This is a genomic window from Lentzea aerocolonigenes (genome assembly GCF_000974445.1).
GTDB classification, from domain to species: Bacteria; Actinomycetota; Actinomycetes; order Mycobacteriales; family Pseudonocardiaceae; genus Lentzea; species Lentzea aerocolonigenes.
In genome coordinates this window covers 302009-320895 of the sequence record NZ_BBOJ01000001.1, presented here as the reverse complement: position 1 = coordinate 320895, position 18887 = coordinate 302009, and the positions used below count along the sequence as shown (strand labels likewise).

15 protein-coding genes are annotated in these 18887 nt (G+C 68.0%); 9 read left to right on the top strand and 6 right to left on the bottom strand.

Annotated features, from left to right (window positions below; all coding sequences use genetic code 11):
- Positions 1-85: 85 nt before the first annotated feature.
- Positions 86-1012, bottom strand: a complete 927-nt coding sequence (locus AOM45_RS01600; protein WP_035909155.1) for a hypothetical protein — start codon at positions 1010-1012, stop codon at positions 86-88.
- A gap of 134 nt (positions 1013-1146) precedes the next feature.
- Between AOM45_RS01600 and AOM45_RS01595 the strand changes: the two genes are divergently transcribed.
- The 3 genes from AOM45_RS01595 to AOM45_RS01585 are packed head-to-tail and all read left to right on the top strand — an operon-like array spanning position 1147 to position 4344.
- Positions 1147-1917 (top strand): deoxyribonuclease IV, encoded by a 771-nt coding sequence (locus AOM45_RS01595; protein WP_030465687.1) that lies wholly within the window; start codon positions 1147-1149, stop codon positions 1915-1917.
- 23 nt (positions 1918-1940) lie between these two features.
- Entirely contained in the window at positions 1941-3317 is a 1377-nt protein-coding gene (locus tag AOM45_RS01590; protein ID WP_236703044.1) for a glycosyltransferase family 87 protein, read from the top strand.
- A 19-nt stretch (positions 3318-3336) separates the two neighbouring features.
- Positions 3337-4344 (top strand): GDSL-type esterase/lipase family protein, encoded by a 1008-nt coding sequence (locus AOM45_RS01585; RefSeq protein WP_030465689.1) that lies wholly within the window; start codon positions 3337-3339, stop codon positions 4342-4344.
- Here the strand turns inward: AOM45_RS01585 and AOM45_RS01580 are convergent.
- The 3 genes from AOM45_RS01580 to AOM45_RS01570 form a co-directional block, all read right to left on the bottom strand.
- Positions 4256-5944: a glycosyltransferase family 87 protein gene (locus tag AOM45_RS01580; RefSeq protein WP_081901861.1), complete on the bottom strand. Its 1689-nt coding sequence runs from the start codon at positions 5942-5944 to the stop codon at positions 4256-4258. The genes AOM45_RS01585 and AOM45_RS01580 overlap by 89 nt on opposite strands.
- A gap of 166 nt (positions 5945-6110) precedes the next feature.
- Complete coding sequence (locus AOM45_RS01575; protein ID WP_082157626.1) at positions 6111-8573, bottom strand: transglycosylase domain-containing protein; 2463 nt, start codon at positions 8571-8573, stop codon at positions 6111-6113.
- A 386-nt stretch (positions 8574-8959) separates the two neighbouring features.
- Complete coding sequence (locus tag AOM45_RS01570) at positions 8960-9358, bottom strand: DUF5318 domain-containing protein (RefSeq protein WP_162185611.1); 399 nt, start codon at positions 9356-9358, stop codon at positions 8960-8962.
- 164 nt (positions 9359-9522) lie between these two features.
- Between AOM45_RS01570 and AOM45_RS01565 the strand changes: the two genes are divergently transcribed.
- Both AOM45_RS01565 and AOM45_RS01560 read left to right on the top strand, forming a co-directional pair.
- Positions 9523-10059, top strand: coding sequence for a PadR family transcriptional regulator (locus AOM45_RS01565; RefSeq protein ID WP_030465693.1), 537 nt, complete (start codon positions 9523-9525; stop codon positions 10057-10059).
- A 30-nt stretch (positions 10060-10089) separates the two neighbouring features.
- On the top strand, positions 10090-11175 hold the full coding sequence (locus AOM45_RS01560; RefSeq protein ID WP_030465694.1) for an inositol-3-phosphate synthase: 1086 nt from the start codon (positions 10090-10092) through the stop codon (positions 11173-11175).
- A gap of 70 nt (positions 11176-11245) precedes the next feature.
- On the opposite strand, the gene AOM45_RS01555 is transcribed toward AOM45_RS01560, so the two are convergent.
- The gene (locus AOM45_RS01555; protein ID WP_030465695.1) at positions 11246-11980 is read right to left on the bottom strand and encodes an SDR family NAD(P)-dependent oxidoreductase; all 735 of its coding nucleotides are present in this window, start codon (positions 11978-11980) and stop codon (positions 11246-11248) included.
- Between the two features lie 121 nt (positions 11981-12101).
- On the opposite strand from AOM45_RS01555, the gene AOM45_RS01550 reads away from it, so the two are divergent.
- Positions 12102-12683 (top strand): hypothetical protein, encoded by a 582-nt coding sequence (locus tag AOM45_RS01550; protein WP_051782832.1) that lies wholly within the window; start codon positions 12102-12104, stop codon positions 12681-12683.
- On the opposite strand, the gene AOM45_RS01545 is transcribed toward AOM45_RS01550, so the two are convergent.
- Positions 12632-13261: an HAD family hydrolase gene (locus AOM45_RS01545; protein WP_030465697.1), complete on the bottom strand. Its 630-nt coding sequence runs from the start codon at positions 13259-13261 to the stop codon at positions 12632-12634. The two genes, AOM45_RS01550 and AOM45_RS01545, sit on opposite strands and share 52 nt — an antisense overlap.
- A 65-nt stretch (positions 13262-13326) precedes the next feature.
- On the opposite strand from AOM45_RS01545, the gene AOM45_RS01540 reads away from it, so the two are divergent.
- From AOM45_RS01540 to AOM45_RS01530, 3 genes are all read left to right on the top strand, one after another.
- The gene (locus tag AOM45_RS01540) at positions 13327-14493 is read left to right on the top strand and encodes an MFS transporter (protein ID WP_030465698.1); all 1167 of its coding nucleotides are present in this window, start codon (positions 13327-13329) and stop codon (positions 14491-14493) included.
- Positions 14494-14557: 64 nt separating this feature from the next.
- Positions 14558-16576: a PhoX family protein gene (locus AOM45_RS01535; RefSeq protein ID WP_030465699.1), complete on the top strand. Its 2019-nt coding sequence runs from the start codon at positions 14558-14560 to the stop codon at positions 16574-16576.
- Between the two features lie 129 nt (positions 16577-16705).
- Entirely contained in the window at positions 16706-18799 is a 2094-nt protein-coding gene (locus tag AOM45_RS01530; protein WP_030465700.1) for a PhoX family protein, read from the top strand.
- Positions 18800-18887: the final 88 nt, after the last annotated feature.

Sequence of the window (18887 nt, the reverse complement as noted above, 5' to 3'; positions counted from 1 at the left end):
CTGTGGACTCGCGGCCACGGGCTTTCCGTGGCAGGAGGGTCGTCGCGTCAGCAACTGAAGAAGGTTAACAGAGCGCGTCCGGCGACTACGCAGGGGTGCGGCGGAGTACCCAGGTCCGCACCAGCGCGCCCGTCACCAGCGCGAGCATCAGCACCGCGACCAGCACCGGAGCACCGACGCCACCGGGACCGCCGAGCCTGGGCAGCGCCGTCGCACGGCCGGCCGCCTGCACCGAGTCGCCCTCGAGGCCGTTGCCGTTGGACGCGCGCGGCACCTGCGAGCCGTAGCGCACGCCGGGTGACGGCGAGTACGTGCCGGGCATCGCGAACGGCAGCGAGCCGTAGGTGAACAACGGCACCCGGCCGAAGTTCGTGCCCAGCGGGTAGAGCGAGAAGTCGCGGTTGCTCGGCGCGCCCGCACCCGTGCCGGGGAGGCCGGGGGACGTGCCGGGCTGCGTTCCGGGGTTGGTGCCCGGCTGCGGCTGCTGAACGGGAGGCTTGGTCTGGCCCGGCTGCCCAACGGCCTGCTGCGACGCGTCGGCGACGGCCTTGGCGCCGTCCTGAACGGGCGCGGCGACCTGGTTCACGCCGGTCACGGTCACCTGGCAGGTGCTGGTCAGCGTCGAACGCACGGATTTGTCGAGCGTGCCGATGATCGGCCCGAGCAACGGGATCTTGTACAGCTCCGCCACCACGGCGTTCGCGATCGTGCCGCCGCTGATGGTCGTGGTGCCCGCCTGCACCGCGCCGATCGGAATGGGCGGGAGCTGCGAGAACGTCTGCCTGAACGGGTCCGCGAGCGGCGGTCCGAGCAGGGGGATCGCACGGATCAGGTCCGTGATGGGCTGGGTGACCGCGCCGGGGCTGAGTGAGACCGGGGTGCCGGGCGCGCCCTGCACGGACGTGGCGCAACTGCCCACGACGATGGGCGCCGCGGCGGTGGCCGGGGTGAGGCCGACCGAGGCGGAGACCAGCGCCAGCAGCGTCGCGGCGGTGACGCTCAGCAGTCGCATGTGAACTCCTTTCCTACTCCCTAGTAGTAACGACCGTAGGTCCTGGTCGTGACGTAGACCATCCCCAGTTTTTTCAATTACTCCTATCGGCGGCGGCTGCGATGGCGTTATGGACGCCGACTACCCTCCTGTTCATGCGCATCGGGGCCCATGTACGCGACGACGACCCGGTCGGCGCCGCGGCCGAACGCGGGGCCGACGTCGTCCAGTTCTTCCTGTCGGATCCCCAGGGCTGGAAGAAGCCCAAACCTCATCCGCAGACGGATGCCCTGCTCGCCTCCGAGCTCGAGGTGTTCATCCACGCCCCGTACATGATCAACATTGCGTCGCTGAACAACAAGATCCGAATTCCGTCCAGGAAGAACGTGATCCAGCACGCGGAGGCCGCCGCGACGGTGGGCGCGAAGGGCCTGATCGTCCACGGCGGACACGTCACGAAGGGCGAGGACCCGACGGAGGGCTTCGCGAACTGGCGCAAGTTCTTCGAGCGCCAGGTCGCGGAGGGCGGCTTCGCGGTCCCGATCCTGATCGAGAACACGGCGGGCGGCGACAACGCCATGGCCCGCTCGTTCGACTCCCTCAAGCTGCTCTGGGACGCGGTCGGCGAGTTCGGCGCGGGCTTCTGCCTCGACACCTGCCACGCGTTCGCCGCCGGTGAGGACCTCGTCGGCATCGTCGATCGGGTGAAAGCGATCACCGGCAGGATCGACCTCGTGCACCTCAACAGCTCGCGCGACGAGTTCGGCTCCTCGCGCGACCGGCACGACAACATCAAGACTGGCACGATCGACGCCGATCAGCTGGTGGCCGTGGCCGCCGGCGCCGGATGCCCCGTCGTGGTGGAGACACCGGACGAGGGTCAGGCCGACGACATCACCTTCCTGCGCGACCGCGCCGGCCGGTGAACACCGTGCACGAGGTGGTGAGCGTGACGCCCGAGCGAGGCGACGCCGGGCGTGTCGTGAACCGCTTCGGCAGGTCCGCCGCTGCCGTGCTCGTGCTGCTGTGCGGGCTCACGCTGCTGCTGGGCTTCATCAACAAGGACCGCTGCACCGGTCCCGCGTTCGACCAGTGGGGCCGCACGCAGCCCGACTACGACGAGCGCAACAAGGAAGACGTCTGCTACTCCGACATCCAGCACCTCTGGATCGGGCGCGACATCGACCGGCACGTCTTCCCGTACGTCGACGGCGGCATCAACGACAAGGGCGTCCTCGTCGGCGGCTCGGTCGAGTACCCGGTGCTCTCCGGCCTGATCATCTGGGCGGGCGCGATCTTCGCGCACAACGACGCGGAGTACCTGCTCTACTCGTCGCTGCTGATGGCGCCGTTCGGCCTGCTCACGGGCTGGTTGCTCGGCAAGCTCGCCCGCTGGCGCGCGTTGCTGTGGGCGATCGGGCCACCGCTGATCCTCTACGCGTTCCACAACTGGGACCTGCCGGTCGTGCTGTGCTCGGCCGCCGCGGTCTACGTGGTGCACCGCTGGAACCGGCCCCTGGTCGAACGGGCGACGGTCGCGTCGGTCCTGCTCGGGCTCGGGTTCGCGTTCAAGGTGTACCCGGCGGCGTTCGTGCTGCCGCTGATGCTCTTCGTCGCCACCGGCGGCTGGCGCGGCCAGGAGCTGCCGGAGGGCAAGAAGATCGACGTCGTCGGCGCGCTCAAGGTCGGGTTCGCGTCGATCATCACGGTCGTGCTGGTCAACCTGCCGTTCGCGATCGCCGGCTACGACGGCTGGCTCGCGTCGTTCGAGTTCCAGCAGCTGCGCCGGGTCGACATCACCACGAACTCCATCTGGTACTGGGGCCTGCGCCCGTTCATCGGCGACGAGGCGATGCAGTCGCTGGTCGGTGTCGTCTCGCCGATCACGATCCTGGTGTCGTTCGCGATCGCGGCGGGCTACGGCTGGCTGCGGTTCAGGCGCGAGGGCTCGTACCCGTGGATCGCGGTGTCCGGCGCGATGCTGTGCGGCTTCATGCTGCTGCACAAGGTCCACTCGCCGCAGTACACGTTGTGGCTGGTGCCGTTCCTGGTGCTGCTGCGCGTGCGGCTGATGTGGGCCTTCGCCTACTTCGCGGTCGACCTGGCCATGGGGATCGGGATCTTCCGCTGGTTCTGGGCGATCGAGTTCGGTCAGCCCGCCGGGATCTACGACAGCTTCTCCGCGCAGGCCGTGATGATCGGTGTGTGGGGTCGTGCGGCGCTGCTCGTCGCGCTGTTCGTGGCGTTCCTCAAGGCCAGGGACGTCACCGAGGACGACCACGAAGATCTGAAGTTCATCCGCGGGGCCGTAGCCGCGAAGAGCTGACCGGCCGCAGACTCACCCCGTGAGGGTGATCATCGTGCTGGCGCTGCTGCTGGCCTGCGGTGCCTCCGGCGTGCACGAGCCGTCGGCGGTGATCCGCTGGCTGCCCGTGTGGCAGGCGGTGCCGACCCTGTCCGCGTCGGTGCCCGACCAGAGCGTGCGGACGACGGTCGACCTCGGCGCGGGCGGAACGTCGGTCCGCGTGCGCCTGTCGAACCTGATGGGCGTCAAGCCGGTCCGCGTCGAGCAGGTCAGCGTGACGGCGAACGGCGAGACGCGGCAGTTGACGTTCCGGCGTTCCCGCGGCGTCACGATCCCCGCCCGCGACGAGGTCCGCAGTGACGCGGTGCAGCTGACCGTCACGAAGACGCTGGAGATCAGCACGTACGCCCCGGCCGGTACACCGTGCCAGGCACGCGCACACCGCACGATCACGTCGACGCGGCAGCAGATCTGCCTCGTCTCGGCGGTCGAGGTCGCGGGCTTCACGGCGCCGGGCGCGGTCGTGGCGTTCGGTGACTCGATCACCGAAGGGTTCTACGAGGACAACTGGCCGTCGCTGGTCCAGACCGACCACGCGGTGCTCAACGCCGGCATCAACGGCAACGGCGTGGTGTTCGGCGACGCGCCGATGATCACCCGCGTGCACCGGGACGTCCTGTTCAGCGACGAGGTGCGCAAGGTCGTGCTGCTCGGCGGCATCAACGACATCCAGAGCGGCGTCAGCGCGGAGAACGTCATCGCGGGCATCCGCACCGTCCAGCTGCGGTGCGAGAAGGAGAACGCGCGGTTCTTCGTCGGCACCATCACGCCGTGGCGGGGCTGGGTGAACTGGACCGAGGAGAGGGAGCAGCAACGGCAGAAGGTGAACGCGTGGATCCGCGCCACCTTCCCCGGTGCCTTCGACTTCGACGCCGCGGTGCGCGACCCCGCCGATCCGCTCAGACTGCGTCCGGAGTTCGACTCCGGTGATCACCTGCATCCGAACGCGGCCGCATTCGGTGCGATGGCTCGCCTCGTGCGGGTGTGACGACCTGCCGGTCCGGTGCATCGGCCAGAACGCCGGCCAACGGGTCCTCGCCCGTCATGCGCACGAGGTCCCGCTCCGGGTGGTAGATCTCCTTCAGGATGATCACGCACAGCAGGATGACGGCGACGTCCCGCAGCAACACGGCACCGAGGAACCAGTCGATCGGCAGCCCCTTGTTGTCCACGCCGAGGTAGAAGTACATCCGCGGCACCCACACGAGCGCGTCGACCGCCATCCACGCCAGCAGCAGCTTCCAGCGCGGCAACGCCAGCACGGCCAGAGGCACCAGCCACAACGAGTACTGCGGGCTCCACACCTTGTTCGTCAGCAGGAACGCCGCCACGACGAGGAACCCGAGCTGGGCGAGCCGCGGCCGCGTCGGAGCAGAGAGCGCCACGTACGCGATGCCGGCGCAGCAGACGAGGAACAGCACCATGCTGACCGTGTTGAGCACCGTCGGCGGCTGCCCCTGCTGGAGTCCGGGGTCGAAGCCCGGCCACCCCGTCCACTGCACCAGCACGTTGTAGAGCGTGTCCGGGTCCGCGTTGCGCTCGGTGTTGAGGCGGAAGAACTCTCGCCACCCCGTCTGCGAGGCCGGGTTCAGGGCGATCGGCGCGTTGACGAGCGCCCACGCGCCGATGGCCGACGCAGTGGTGGTGAGCCCTGCCTTCATCCGGTTGGAACGCCAACACAACAACAGCAACGGCCCGAGCAGGAACAACGGGTAGAGCTTCGCCGCACCACCGAGCCCCAGCATCACACCGGCGAGCGCGGGTTTCTTCCGCGCCCACGCCAGCAGACCAGCCGTGGCGAACGCTGTGGCGATCGTGTCGAAGTTGGTGAACGCGTGGACGATGACCAACGGCGACACCGCGACCAACGCCGCGTCCCACATCCGCCGCCGCGCGATCCGGGCGACCGAGAACACCGTCACGAGCCACGCCACGGCCAGCCAGAACGCCGTGACGTTGAAGAACACGATCACCGTCATCGGCAGCCCCGGCACGAGCGCCACGAGCCCCTGCGCCACCCGCGCGTTGAGCCACATGAACAGCCCGGTCACCACCGGGTACTCCATGTACCTGATGTGCTCGGTCGGCTTGCCCTCGTCGTCCTTCCACGACGTGATGTACGGGAAGGCACCGCGCTGGTCGAGCCGTTCCGCGGTGTAGAGCGGCACGGTGTCGGAGTAGCAGAGGGCGGTGAACTGCCTGCTGCCGCGCCAGTCCAGCTGCACGACACCCTTGTCGTCCACGTACTGCTGGATGCACGGCGACTTCTGCACCCAACCGGCCAGCAACGTCAGCACGGCCAGCAGCAGGATCACCCGCGCGGCCGTCCAGAAGTAGTTCCTGCCGACCTGCGCGTGCTCGCCGAGCGGGCCGCCGAAGGGTCTGCTCAGGGAGCGTGCGAGCGACTCGGTCCAGGTCGGGGCGACCCGCTCGGAGTGGGTGAGCGAGTCGGTGTCCTCGGAGAGGTCCGCGGTCGACGACTCTGCGGCTGACGACTCTGCGGCTGACGACTCTGCGGCTGACGACTCTGCGGCTGACGACTCCGCGGCTGACGACTCTGCGGGAACCTCGGCAGGGCTGCTGGGCACGTGGCGGATGTTACGGCCAAGACCGTTTCGCCGTGGTCAACATCCCGGACCGTCTTCTTCCCCGCTGGCCCCGCGAGAGCAGGGCGACGGAGGTCGTGTCCGGCAAGAAGTGAAAGCGCAGAAAAACGAAGGGGCCCTGGTGCGATGTGCACCAGGGCCCCTTCACTCATGGGCTTGTCCCGTCACCGGGCGGCGGATCACCGGGTTTCGGTTTGGGGGTCGTGGTCGTGGTCTTGCCACCCGTCGTCGGCGGACACAGGAAGCCGGTGCACGGCTCGTTCGGGTCCGTCTGCGTCGGCCTCGTCGGCCTCGTCGGTTCGTCCGTCGGCTGCGTCGGCTGGTTGTTGGCCGGCTGGCTCGACGACGGCGGGTTCGACTTCGCCGGCGGGTTGTACTGGTTCAGCGGCTTGGCCTTCGCGAACCGCTCCATCTGCGTGCCGGCCAGCGCCTTGTTCATGAACGCCTGCCAGATCCTGCCGGGCACACCGGAACCGAAGATGTTGGCACCCGACTTGTCGCGGATGGGCAGGTTGCCCTCGTTGCGACCGACCCACACGGCGGCCGAGATGGACGGCGTGTAGCCGACCATCCACGCCTTCGAGTTGAGGCCCGCACCCTGACCCGCGCTCTCGGAGAGTTCGTGCGTACCGGTCTTGCCGGCGCACTCACGACCGCCCGCACACGGGATGTTGGAGCTCTTCGGAATCTCCTTCAGCACGTCGGTGACGTTGTCGGCGATGTCCTGGCTCTTCGTCTGGTCCGGGTCGAACGCCGAGATCGGCTGGTCCGCGTGCTGGTAGAGCACGGAACCGTCCGGGCCGGTGATCTTCACGATGAAGAACGGCGCGCGGTAGACACCGCGGGCTGCGAACGTCGCGTACGCCGACGCCATGTCGAACGGCCGGACGACCGCCTGGTCACCACCGAGGGCGATACCACCGTTCGGGGTGCCGCCGTCCTCACCGACCAGCAGCTTCTTCGGACCGTTGCCGATGTTGACCTGCTCCGGGATACCTGCCTGGTGCGCGGCCTTGACGGTCTTCGCGACGCCGACGTCGTTGACGACCATGTCGTAGAACACGGTGTTCAACGACTTGATCATCGCCGTGCGGACCGGGCACTCCTTGCCGCACGAGTTGTCGTTGCCGGAGTTGCGGATCGGCGTCGAGACACCCGGGAACTTGCGGGGCGACGTGCCGTCGTAGGTCGTGCCGAGGCCCTTGCCGTTCTGCAGCGCCGCGACGAGGTCGAACGCCTTGAACGACGAGCCGGGCTCCTGGAGCGTGCCCTTCGCGTAGTCGAAGCTGCCTCGGCCGTCACGGCCGCCCCAGTAGGCGCGGACCGCACCCGAGGTCGGGTCGATGGCCGTGAGCGACGTCTTCAACGCCTCCGGCTGACCGCCCTTGACCATGATCTCGTCCACGGCCTCCTCGGCCGCGGTCTGCATCTTCGGGTCGATCGTGGTCTGGATCGTGACGCCGGTCTTCTGCGCCTGCTCGAACGTGACGTTGGTCTTCTCGAGCTCGAGGGCTTCCTGGATCTGGTCGACGATCAGACCGCGCGGGCCGTCGAGCGACTTCGGCTGCGTCTCGGCGAACGCCAGCGGCTGCGGCCACTGCTGCGCGTCGTAGTACGCCTGGTCGATCCAGTTCTTCTGGAGCATCTGACCCATGACGTACTTCCACTGCTTCTGCGAGTGCTCCTTGTCCTCGGACCAGGAGGGCGTCTGGATCATCGCCGCGATCAGCGCCGCCTCGGAAGGAGTGAGGTCCTTCATGTCCTTCTTGTAGTAGACCTGCGCCGCGGCCTTGAAGCCGTTCGCGCCACGTCCGAAGTACACGGTGTTGAGGTAGGCCGTGAGGATCGTGTTGTGGTCCGACTCGTTGCTCATCTTGAAGGCCTTGACGACCTCCGTGAACTTGCGGGCGAGAGTCGGGTCCTCCTTGCCGGTGGCCTTCTTGATGTACTGCTGCGTCAGACCGGAACCACCACCGGAACCGCTGGTCACCTGGAACCAGGCCGCACGGAGGATGGCCTTGGCGTCGAAGCCGGGGTTCTCGTAGAAGTCCGCGTCCTCGGCTGCCAGCACCGCGTGCTTGACGGTCTCGGGGATCTCGTCGTACGTCAGCATCGTGCGGTTCTCGCCGGGCGCGGTGATCTTGGTCATCTCGCTGTTGTCGGCGTACTGCAGCGTGATCGTCTTGTTCTGGTCAGCCGCGATGTCCTCGGGCTTGGGCCAGTCGACGAGCGGGTACGCGATCGCGACCGCGATCACCGGGCCGAGAAGCATCAGGCCGAGCGCGACGAACGCACCGATCCGGACGCGCTTCCAGATCTTCTTCTTCCTCAGACGACGCTCCTCCTCTTCGGTGAGCTCCGGCTCGTCGTCGTAGTACTCGTCCTCGTCGTCGACGCCACCCGCGAGCAGGAACTCGTCCTCGGGCTCGCGGTGCGTGAGGAGGTCGGGTTCGCGCTGCGGCGGCCGGTTGACCGGTGGCAGCTGCGTGGTCCGCTCCTCGCCCGGCCTGCGCGGGGGCACGCCGGGGCGGCCGGGACCGCCCTGCGGGGCGCCGCCGGGACCGTTCGGGCCACCGGGACGACGACCGCCGGGAGGCGGTGCGATAGGCACGCCACCGGGAGGTGTCGGAGGCCGGTTACCCGGCCCGCCCGGCCCACCGGGACCGCTCACGGGCCCCTGCGGCCGCCCTGGGCCGCCCTGGGGACCGCCTGGTCCGTTCGGGCGGCCTGGGGGCTGCTGCTGTGGGAAACCACCGGGTGGCGTGCCACCCTGGGGAGGGCGTGCGAAACCACCGGGTGGAGTGCCCGGTCGTGGCTGATTCGGGACATCGCGCCTCGTGCCGCCGCCGTCCGGGTCGTCCCCGGTCGGCCACTGCGGCTCGCCTCCGCGCTGCCGGTCATCATGCTGGTCGTTCACGTGAAAAGGCCTCCCAGACCGGCGTGCATCAGCACGCGGTTCGGTGGTCGTACTTCGTTCGGAGCAGTGTCACCTGTGGGTCATTCCGCCGCAGTCCTCCTGCGTGGCTTTTCCAGCCCACGCTTCCCCAGGACGTATGACTGCACCAGGTGGTTCCAACTGCACGTGCGACAAACTTCAACGACGTACACCGTGAACTCGTCGAAGAGGGTTGCCATCTTCACCAGTTCTTCAGGCGCGCGCGCTGAGCCGGTCGCGTGCTTGAGCTCGTCGCCGTAGACCCACGACACGTTCGTGAGGGGTTCTTTCCGGCACACCGGGCATGGCACTTCGGTCGCCGTTCCGTGGAACTTCGCAGCTCGCAGCAGGTACGGGGACGCGTCGCAGACCTCCATGGTGCCCGTGCGGCCGGCATAGACCTCCGCCAGCAGCGCACGCCGCTGCAGCGAGTAGTCCACCACCTGCCGTTGGGTCAACACGTGACCAGAGTACGTGCCGACCGCTTTCCGATGATGGGCCGTTCAGGGCAGCAACGTTCGGCGCGATATGACGGTGTGCCACATCCCACAGTGAGAAGGGGCCATCGATGTATCGCGGCGATATAATCACCTCACCTATCGGTGCAGGTGCGAGGAGGTGACTCGTGTTCGAGTTCGCGCTGCTCGGCCTGCTGCACGAGGCGCCCATGCACGGCTACGAGCTGCGCAAGCGCTTGCACGACCTGCTCGGAGCGTTTCGCGCGTTCTCCTACGGATCGCTGTACCCAACATTGCGGCGACTCCAACGTGCGGGCCTGATCGTGGAGGAGGGGCCGGAGGAGTCGGCTCTTTCTTGGGGACGTCGGGCTCGCAAGGTCTACAAGCTGACTCCCGAGGGCAAGGAGCGGTTCGCCGACCTCCTGGCCAACGCGGGGCCGCAGACCTGGGACGACGACTCGTTCGGAGTCCACCTGGCGTTCTTCTCGCGCACACCGGCCGAGATCAGGATGCGAATCCTGGAAGGCAGGAGGAGGTGTGTCGAGGAACGCAGGGAGGGACTCCGCGAGCGGCTCGCGAAGACGGGTGAGCAGATCGACCGCTACACCCGCGAGCTGCACAGGCAGGGGCTCGAGAGCACGGAGCGCGAGGTGCGGTGGCTCAACGAGCTCATCGCGCACGAACAGTCCGAGCAGGACGAGTAGTACTCATCGTTGATCAAGGAGGACTCGGCAATGGGCGAAAACCGCCGCACCGTTCGAGTGGCCATCGTCGGGGTTGGCAACTGCGCGGCGTCGCTGGTGCAGGGCGTCCACTACTACCGTGACGCCGACCCGAGCACCCGCGTGCCCGGCCTGATGCACGTGCAGTTCGGTGACTACCACGTGCGCGATGTCGAGTTCGTCGCAGCGTTCGACGTCGACGCGAAGAAGGTCGGTGTCGACCTGGCCGAAGCGATCGTGGCCAGCGAGAACAACACGATCAAGATCGCGGACGTGCCCCCGCTGGGCGTCGTCGTGCAGCGTGGTCACACCTTCGACGGTCTCGGCCGGTTCTACCGCGAGACGATCGAGGAGTCGGACTTCGAGCCGGTCGACGTCGTCGCGGCGCTGCGCGAGGCCGAGGTCGACGTGCTCGTGTCGTACCTGCCGGTGGGTTCCGAAGAGGCCGACCGCTTCTACGCCCAGTGCGCCATCGACGCCGGTGTGGCGTTCGTCAACGCCCTGCCGGTCTTCATCGCGTCGGACCCGGAGTGGGCGGAGAAGTTCCGCGCGGCCGGCGTGCCGATCGTCGGTGACGACATCAAGTCCCAGGTCGGCGCCACCATCACGCACCGCGTGCTGGCGAAGCTCTTCGAGGACCGGGGCGTCCAGCTCGACCGCACCATGCAGCTGAACGTGGGCGGCAACATGGACTTCCTGAACATGAAGGAACTGGAGCGACTGGAGTCCAAGAAGGTCTCCAAGACCCAGGCCGTCACCTCCCAGGTCGACCGCGAGATGGGCAAGCGCAACGTCCACATCGGTCCGTCGGACTACGTGGCGTGGCTCGACGACCGCAAGTGGGCCTACGTGCGCCTGGAGGGCCGCGCGTTCGGCGATGTGCCGCTGAACCTCGAGTACAAGCTGGAGGTCTGGGACTCCCCGAACTCGGCGGGCATCATCATCGACGCGGTGCGCGCGGCGAAGATCGCCCTCGACCGGGGCATCGGCGGCCCGATCCTCTCGGCGTCGTCCTACTTCATGAAGTCCCCGCCCGTGCAGTACTCGGACTCCGAGGCCCACGAGGCCGTCGAGGCGTTCATCCGCGGCGAGGCCTGAGTTTGATCGGCGCGAAAAGCACGTTCGGGCCGCTAGATGGGCCAGAACGTGCTTTTCGCGCCAAAACCGGTCAGCGCTTCGAGAGCCGCAGCTTCTGCCAGCTGCCGTCCGCGGTCCACCCGCCGTCGACGGGCAGCGCGACGCCGTTGACGTACCGCGCGTTGTCGCTCGCCAGGAACCGCACGGCCTGAGCGATGTCGTCGGGCGCCGCGAACCGGCCCATGGGCACGTGGTCGGTGATGTCCTGGTCGACGTAGTAGCCGCCGGCCTGCGACTCGACGTCCATCTCGGTCTTGACCCAGCCGGGGCACACCGCGTTGACCCTGATCCCGCGCCCGCCCCACTCGACGGCGAGCGTGCGGGTGAGCCCGATCAGCCCGTGCTTGGTCGTGTTGTAGGCCGCCCGGTCCGCCACGCCCCGCAGCCCGGCGACCGACGCGATGTTGACGACGCAGCCGCTGCCCTGCTCGAGCATGACCTTGCCGAGTGCCTGGGTGAGCAGGAACGGTCCGGTCAGGTTGACCGCCATGACCCGTTCCCACTGGTCGAGCGACGTCTGTTCGAACGGCACGATGCCGGCGATCCCCGCGTTGTTGACCAGCACGTCGACCCGGCCGTGGGTGTCCACGACGTGATCGGTCAGCCGCCGCACGTCCTCGGCGCTGGCGACGTTGCCGACGATCCCGTTCTTGCTCTCCTGCAGGTCGAACCCGACGACGGCGAACCCGTCCTCGCGCAGCACGTCGGCGATCCGCAGTCCCATGCCCTGCGCCGTGCCGGTGACCACAGCAACTCGTTGCGTCATGCGCGCCACGTTAAGGGTTCATTCAGGTGTTCGTGCAGCGCGCGGGCCTGCGCCGAGGTGGCGGAGACCGCCCTGCGCGATCTTCACATCGAACACGTGTGACGGGCGCTATGGTCGCGCGGTGCGCACGCTCCTCGTCGCCCTCCCCGGCCTGGTCCTCGCCGCCATCGGCCTGACCCACCCGCACTATCTCGACGCGTCCACCGCCCAGTGGTGGCAGAACATGCACATCATCCTGGCGGTGATCTTCCCGCTCCTCGCTGCCGCGCAATGGGTTCTGCTCGACGAGGCCCCGAAGCTCGTGCGCTACCCCGCCAGGCTGGCCGCGTTCGGTTATGCCGTGTTCTACGGCGCGCTCGACGCGTTGGCCGGCATCGGCGGCGGTGCGATGACGTTGGCGAACGGCGGGCGCAGTGACGCGGACGCGCCGATCTTCAAGATCGGTAACCAGCTCGGGACCGTTGGCGCGTGGTGCTTCTTGGCGGCGAGCGCCGCGATCGCGGTGTGCGCACTGCTCAAGCACAGGCTCAAGGCGATCCCCGGAGCCGCCTTCCTGCTCTTCGGCAGCTACCTGTTCCTCGACAGCCACATCTACTGGCCGAAGGGCGTCATCGCCTGCACCTGCATCGCCATCGGTCTGGCCGCGACCAGTTACGCCAGCGCGTCCGGCAGGTCGGCGATCGAGGACAGCACCCGCACCTGAGCCAGCACGTCGGGAGCGGGCGGGAAGTGCGGGTTCGGCACGGCCAGCACGGTCATCTCGGCTGCCAGGGCGGCTCGAAGCCCGTTCGTGGAGTCCTCGACGGCGTAACAAGAGGTGGGAACAACCCCGAGCCGTGACGCCGCCAGCAGGTAGACGTCCGGCGACGGCTTGCCGGCGGCGCACTCCTCCGAGGACACCGCGACGGGTACCGGCAACCCGGTCACGTCGAGGAACACCTTGATCAGCACGGCCGGTGCAGAGGACGCGATCGCCACCGGGAACCGGTCGGCCACGGCACGAACCGCGTCCACGGCGCCCGGAATCACCGGCAGATGAGCGGCGTACGCCTTCTCCATCTCCGCGATCACGCCGGCCGACGCTTCGGCAGGCGCGAGCTGAACGCCGACGGCCTCGACCAGGTACGCGCCCCACTCCGGCGTCGACATGCCCTGCATCGCGCGAGTCGCCTCGGGAGTCCAGACACCGCCGTGCGACGCCGCGAACGACTGGCGCACCTCGTCCCACACCTGCTCGGAGTCGATCAGCACGCCGTCGAGGTCGAAGATCACCGCTGCCACCCCTGAACCGTACCTGTGGCGCATGATACTTCGCCATGCTAATCAAAATCTGTTAGGTTAGCTAAGTGAATTTCAAGGCTCAGCCCAAGCAGGTGTGGATCACGGCGTTCGCCGCGGTCATCGCCTTCATGGGGATCGGGCTCGTGGACCCGATCCTGTTGTCCATAGCGGAGGGTCTGCACGCAACACCCGCGCAGGTCACCCTCCTCTTCTCCTCCTACCTGGGCGTCCAGGTCGTCGCGATGCTCTTCACGGGTGCCGCCACAGCGAGGTTCGGGGCCAAGCGCACGCTCGTCGGCGGGCTCGCGCTGATCGTCGTCGCCACGCTGGCGTGCTCGGCGGCGGGGAGCATCGGCCAGCTGGTCGGCCTGCGGGCCGTCTGGGGGCTCGGCAACGCGTTCTTCATCGCCACCGCGCTCAGCGTCATCGTCGGTGCGGCGAGCGGTGGGCAGAAGGGCGCGATCCTGCTCTACGAGGCCGCGCTCGGTCTCGGCCTGAGCGTCGGGCCGCTGCTCGGCGCGTTGCTCGGCAGCTTCTCGTGGCGCGGGCCGTTCCTCGGCACGGCGATCCTGATGGCCATCGCGCTGATCCTTTGTGCAACATTCCTCGCCAAGGACTCGCACGAGGAACGTCCGAGGATTCGCCTGCTCGACCCTCTCCGGGCGCTCCGCCACCCGGTCCTGCTGCGCACCTCGACCGGTGCCGCGCTCTACACGGCCGCCTTCTTCACGGTGCTCGCCTGGTCGCCGTTCGTCCTGCGGTGGGGCGCCGTCGAGATCGGATTGATCTTCTTCGGCTGGGGCGTCTGCGTCGCGGTCTCCAGCGTGTTCCTCGCACCGCGGCTCGCGGACCGCGTCGGTGAGAAGACCGCAATCATCGGATCTGTGCTGGCGTTTGCCGTTCTCATGCTGCTGATGGCGGTGCCGAGCAAGCCGTTGCTGGTGGTCGCCGTCGTCGTCAGCGGCCTCGTCTCCGGTCTGCTCAACACGCTCTTCACCGGCACCGCGATGAGCGTCAGCGACGCGCCGCGGCCGGTCGCCAGCGCCGGGTACAACTTCCTCCGCTGGCTCGGTGGCGCGCTGGCTGCGACGTTCGTCAGCCACCTCGCGCAGCCGTTCGTCGTGGCGGCGATCCTCTGTCTGGTCGCGGCGGGACTGTTGACGCTCAACCGGACGGACACAAGGGACGTTCCGTCCGAAGCTGTCCTCGCGGGTGAACAACTTGTGGGTTAACAAAGCATGAACGGCCGCATACGGTCGGTGGCGGTTCCCGCACCGACCGTAGGAGGCCACCACCATGATCCCCCTGCCGCTCGTCAACCACCGGATCGGCAGAGCAGCGATGACCTGCGAGTACCGCTGCGGGGACGCGTGCTTCCACGACGTCCCGAACACGTCGGACAACCCCTACTTCGGCGACCTCGTCAGCCGTCGCACCGCGCTCAAGGCCGGTGCGGTCGTCGCGGCCGCCGCCACCGTGTCGATGCCGGCGACCGCCGCCGCTGCCGAACCTGAGGCCAAGGGGCGTCCGACCAGGGGGCTCGACTTCAAGCCCGTCGAGGTCAACACCAAGGACGAGGTCGTCATCCCCGAGGGGTACGAGCAGGGGGTCGTGATCCGGTGGGGCGACCCGCTCTTCCCCGGCGTCCCCGAGTTCGACTTCGACCACCAGACGGCCGCGAAGCAGGAGAAGCAGTTCGGCTACAACTGCGACTTCGCCGCGATCCTGCCGCTCGACCCGCTGGAGCTCACGGGTCTCATGATCACCAACCACGAGTACACCAGCGAGAAGCTGATGTTCCGCGGTTACGACCCGAACAACCCCACCGAGGAGCAGGCGAAGATCGGCTGGGCCGCGCACGGCCTGTCGGTGTTCATGATCAAGCGCTCGCTGTTCTCCGGCCACTACCGGCCCAGGTTCAGCAGGTACAACCGCCGGATCACCCTCAACACGGCGTTCGAGGTGCGCGGTCCGGCCGCGGGCAGCGACCTGCTGAAGACGTCCGTCGATCCCACGGGCAAGAAGGTCTTCGGCACCATCAACAACTGCTCCGGCGGCGTCACGCCGTGGGGCACGATCCTGTCCGGCGAGGAGAACTTCAACCAGTACTTCGCCAACGCCGCCGGCCGCAACGACCCGCGCCTGACCCGCTACGGCGTCGTCGGCAACGCCACCACCCGCAAGTGGGAGCGCTTCGACAAGCGCTGGGACCTCGCGCAGGAACCCAACGAGGTCAACAGGTTCGGGTGGGTCATCGAGCTCGACCCGCACGACCCGGACTCGACGCCGGTCAAGCACACGCACCTGGGCCGGTTCAAGCACGAGACCGCGAACATCCGCGTCGCCGACGACGGCCGCGTGGTCGCGTACTCCGGTGACGACGAGCGGTTCGAGTACATCTACAAGTTCATCTCCAACGGCAAGATGAAGCACGGCAACAGCAAAGCCGCGCGCCGCCACAACATGACGCTGCTCGACGACGGCACGCTCTACGTCGCGCGCTTCAAGGGCGACAGCCCCGCGTCCGAGATCGACGGCACCGGAAAGCTGCCCAGCGACGGGAAGTTCGACGGCACCGGCGAGTGGATTCCGCTGGCAGCGGGCAACAAGTCGTTCGTGCCGGGCATGACCGCCGAGGAGGTGTACGTCTTCACGCGCCTCGCCGCGGACAAGGTCGGTGCGACCAAGATGGACCGTCCCGAGGACATCGAGTGCCACCCGCGCACCGGCACGGTCTACTGCGCGCTCAGCAACAACGTCGAACGCGGCGTCGTCGCGGGCAAGGAGGGCCCGACCGAGCCGAACCCGCGCATCAACAACCGCCACGGCCAGGTGCTGGAACTGACCGAACGGCGCGGCGACGCGCTCGCGCTGACGTTCAACTGGGGGCTCTTCCTCGTCTGCGGCTTCCCGGACGACCCGAACACCTATTTCGGCGGCTACGACAAGACGCAGGTCAGCCCCATCTCCAGTCCGGACAACGTGGCGTTCGACCGCCACGGCAACCTGTGGATCTCCACGGACGCGGACGGCAAGCTCGACGGGCTCAACGACGGCCTCTACGGCGTGCCGCTGGAGGGACCGGAACGCGGGCACCTGAAGCTCTTCCTCACCGTGCCGCGCGGCGGCGAGACGTGCGGGCCGGTGATCGGCGAGAGGGTCATCACGGTGTGCGTGCAGCACCCCGGCGAGATCGACGGGGCGACCGCGGACAAGCCGGTCTCGCACTGGCCGGACGGCGGCACGTCGCAACCCCGGCCGTCGGTCGTCGCGGTGTGGCGCAAGGGCCGTCGTCAGCTGGGCGAAATCGGTTGATCACGCTGCGTGCTGTGATCGTTCGGGAGTAGAACGAGTTCGCCTGCCGTTCATCTCTTGGACGGCAGGCGATCTCGTTGGGCTCTTAGGTTCGGCCAGTTCCCACACTGACCGATCTCGGAGGCCTGCGTGTCTTCATCCACCGATCGGGGCCGCCGCCTGCTGCCCCTGCTCCCGACGAACCACCCGCTCGGGCGTCAGGCCGTCACCTGCGAGTTCCGCTGCGGCAACGCCTGTGCGCACGAGGCGCCCAACACCACGCAGAACGCGTACTTCGGTGACGTCGTCAAGGAGGTCGTGAGCCGCCGCGGCATGCTCAAGGCCGGCGCTGTCGTCGCGGTCGCGGGTGCCGGTGCGCTCGCGCTGTCCGGTTCGGCCGCCGCTGCTCCGGTGAACGTCGACGTCGACCTGGACCTCGGTGCCGGCCGCGACCCCGGCGGTCTCAACTTCGAGCCGGTGCAGCCCAACACCCTCGACGAGATCGTCACGCCGAAGGACTTCCAGCAGAACGTCGTGATCCGCTGGGGCGACCCCGTGCTGCCGGACGCGCCGAAGTTCGACTTCGACAACCAAACCCCCGAAGCGCAGGCCAAGCAGTTCGGTTTCAACAACGACTTCTGCGGTCTCGTCCCGGTGCCCGGCTACCACGACAGCTGGCTCATGGTGAGCAACCACGAGTACACGTCCGAGTCCTTCATGTTCAAGGACTGGGCCGCGGACAAGGTCACCGAGAAGCACGCCAAGATCGCGTGGGCCGCACACGGCCTGTCGATCGTGATGGTCGACCGCGACCCCCGCACGGGCAAGCTGTTCGTCTGCCCGGACGACATGGAGAAGTACAACCGCCGGATCACGCTCACCACGCCGTTCGAGGTGCGCGGTCCCGCCGCCGGTTCGAAGTACCTCAAGACCTCCGCCGACCCGACGGGCAAGGTCGTGCTGGGCACGCAGAACAACTGCTCCGGTGGCGTCACGCCGTGGGGCACGATCCTGTCCGGCGAGGAGAACTTCAACCAGTACTTCGCGAACGGCGGCCAGGTCACCGACCCCGACACCAAGGCCAAGTTCGCCCGCTACGGCATCACCGGCGGCGCGACCACGCGCAAGTGGGAGAAGTTCGACAAGCGCTTCGACCTGCTGCAGGAGCCGAACGAGGCCAACCGCTTCGGCTGGATCGTCGAGATCGACCCGCTCGACCCGAAGTCGACGCCGGTCAAGCACACCGCGCTCGGCCGCTTCAAGCACGAGGGCGCGAACGTCATCGTCGCCAAGGACGGCCGTGTCGTCGCGTACATGGGTGACGACGAGCGTTTCGACTACATGTACAAGTTCGTCACCGACGAGCGCTACATGAAGGGCAACTCGAAGCGCGCCCGCGAGCACAACAAGCGCCTGCTGGACAAGGGCACGCTCTACGTCGCCAAGTTCACCGGCGACAGCCCCGCCGCCGAGATCACCGGTGACGGCACGCTGCCCAAGGACGGCGAGTTCGACGGCAGCGGCGAGTGGATCGCCCTCGCGCACAACGACAAGTCGTTCGTCCCCGGCTTCACCGCGGAGGAGGTCTACGTCTTCACGCGCCTGGCCGCCGACAAGATGGGCGCCACGAAGATGGACCGCCCGGAGGACGTCGAGCCCTCGCTGCACAACCGCCGGATCTACGCCGCGCTGACCAACAACACCGACCGCGGCAAGGCCGGCAAGGAAGGCCCGACCGAGATCAACCCGCGCAACGGCAACAAGCACGGCCACGTCCTGGAGATCGAGGAGCGCCGCAGCGACAACACGGCGACCACGTTCTCGTGGAAGCTGCTGCTGCTCTGCGGCGACCCGAAGGATCCCGGCACGTACTTCGGCGGCTTCGACAAGTCGCAGGTCAGCCCGATCTCGTGCCCGGACAACGTCGCGTTCGACTCGCACGGCAACCTGTGGATCTCCACGGACGGCAATGCACTGGGATCCAACGACGGCCTGTTCGCGGTGCCGGTCGCCGGCAAGCGCCGCGGCCAGGTGAAGCAGTTCCTCACCGTGCCCAGGGGTGCGGAGACCTGCGGCCCGGTCATCACCGAGGACTTCGTGCTGGTGTCGGTGCAGCACCCCGGTGAGATCGACGGCGCGTCGGCGAACAACCCGCTCTCGCACTGGCCGGACGGCGGCGCCTCGCAGCCGCGCCCGGCCGTCGCCGCGGTGTGGCGCAAGGACCGTCGCAAGATCTGCGACTGACCGCGCCCGCCCGCTCACTCCGGGAAGTCGTTTGAACCGGTGCAGCCATCAGGCCGTATGCCCTGATGGCTGCACCGCGGACAACGAA

What these genes read in the sequence shown, in the direction of transcription:
- AOM45_RS01600 (WP_035909155.1), bottom strand. Translation starts at nt 1,012, where the DNA reads ATGCGACTGCTGAGCGTCACCGCCGCGACGCTGCTGGCGCTGGTCTCC.
- AOM45_RS01595 (WP_030465687.1), top strand. Translation starts at nt 1,147, where the DNA reads ATGCGCATCGGGGCCCATGTACGCGACGACGACCCGGTCGGCGCCGCG.
- AOM45_RS01560 (WP_030465694.1), top strand. Translation starts at nt 10,090, where the DNA reads ATGGGCGAAAACCGCCGCACCGTTCGAGTGGCCATCGTCGGGGTTGGC.
- AOM45_RS01555 (WP_030465695.1), bottom strand. Translation starts at nt 11,980, where the DNA reads ATGACGCAACGAGTTGCTGTGGTCACCGGCACGGCGCAGGGCATGGGA.
- AOM45_RS01535 (WP_030465699.1), top strand. Translation starts at nt 14,558, where the DNA reads ATGATCCCCCTGCCGCTCGTCAACCACCGGATCGGCAGAGCAGCGATG.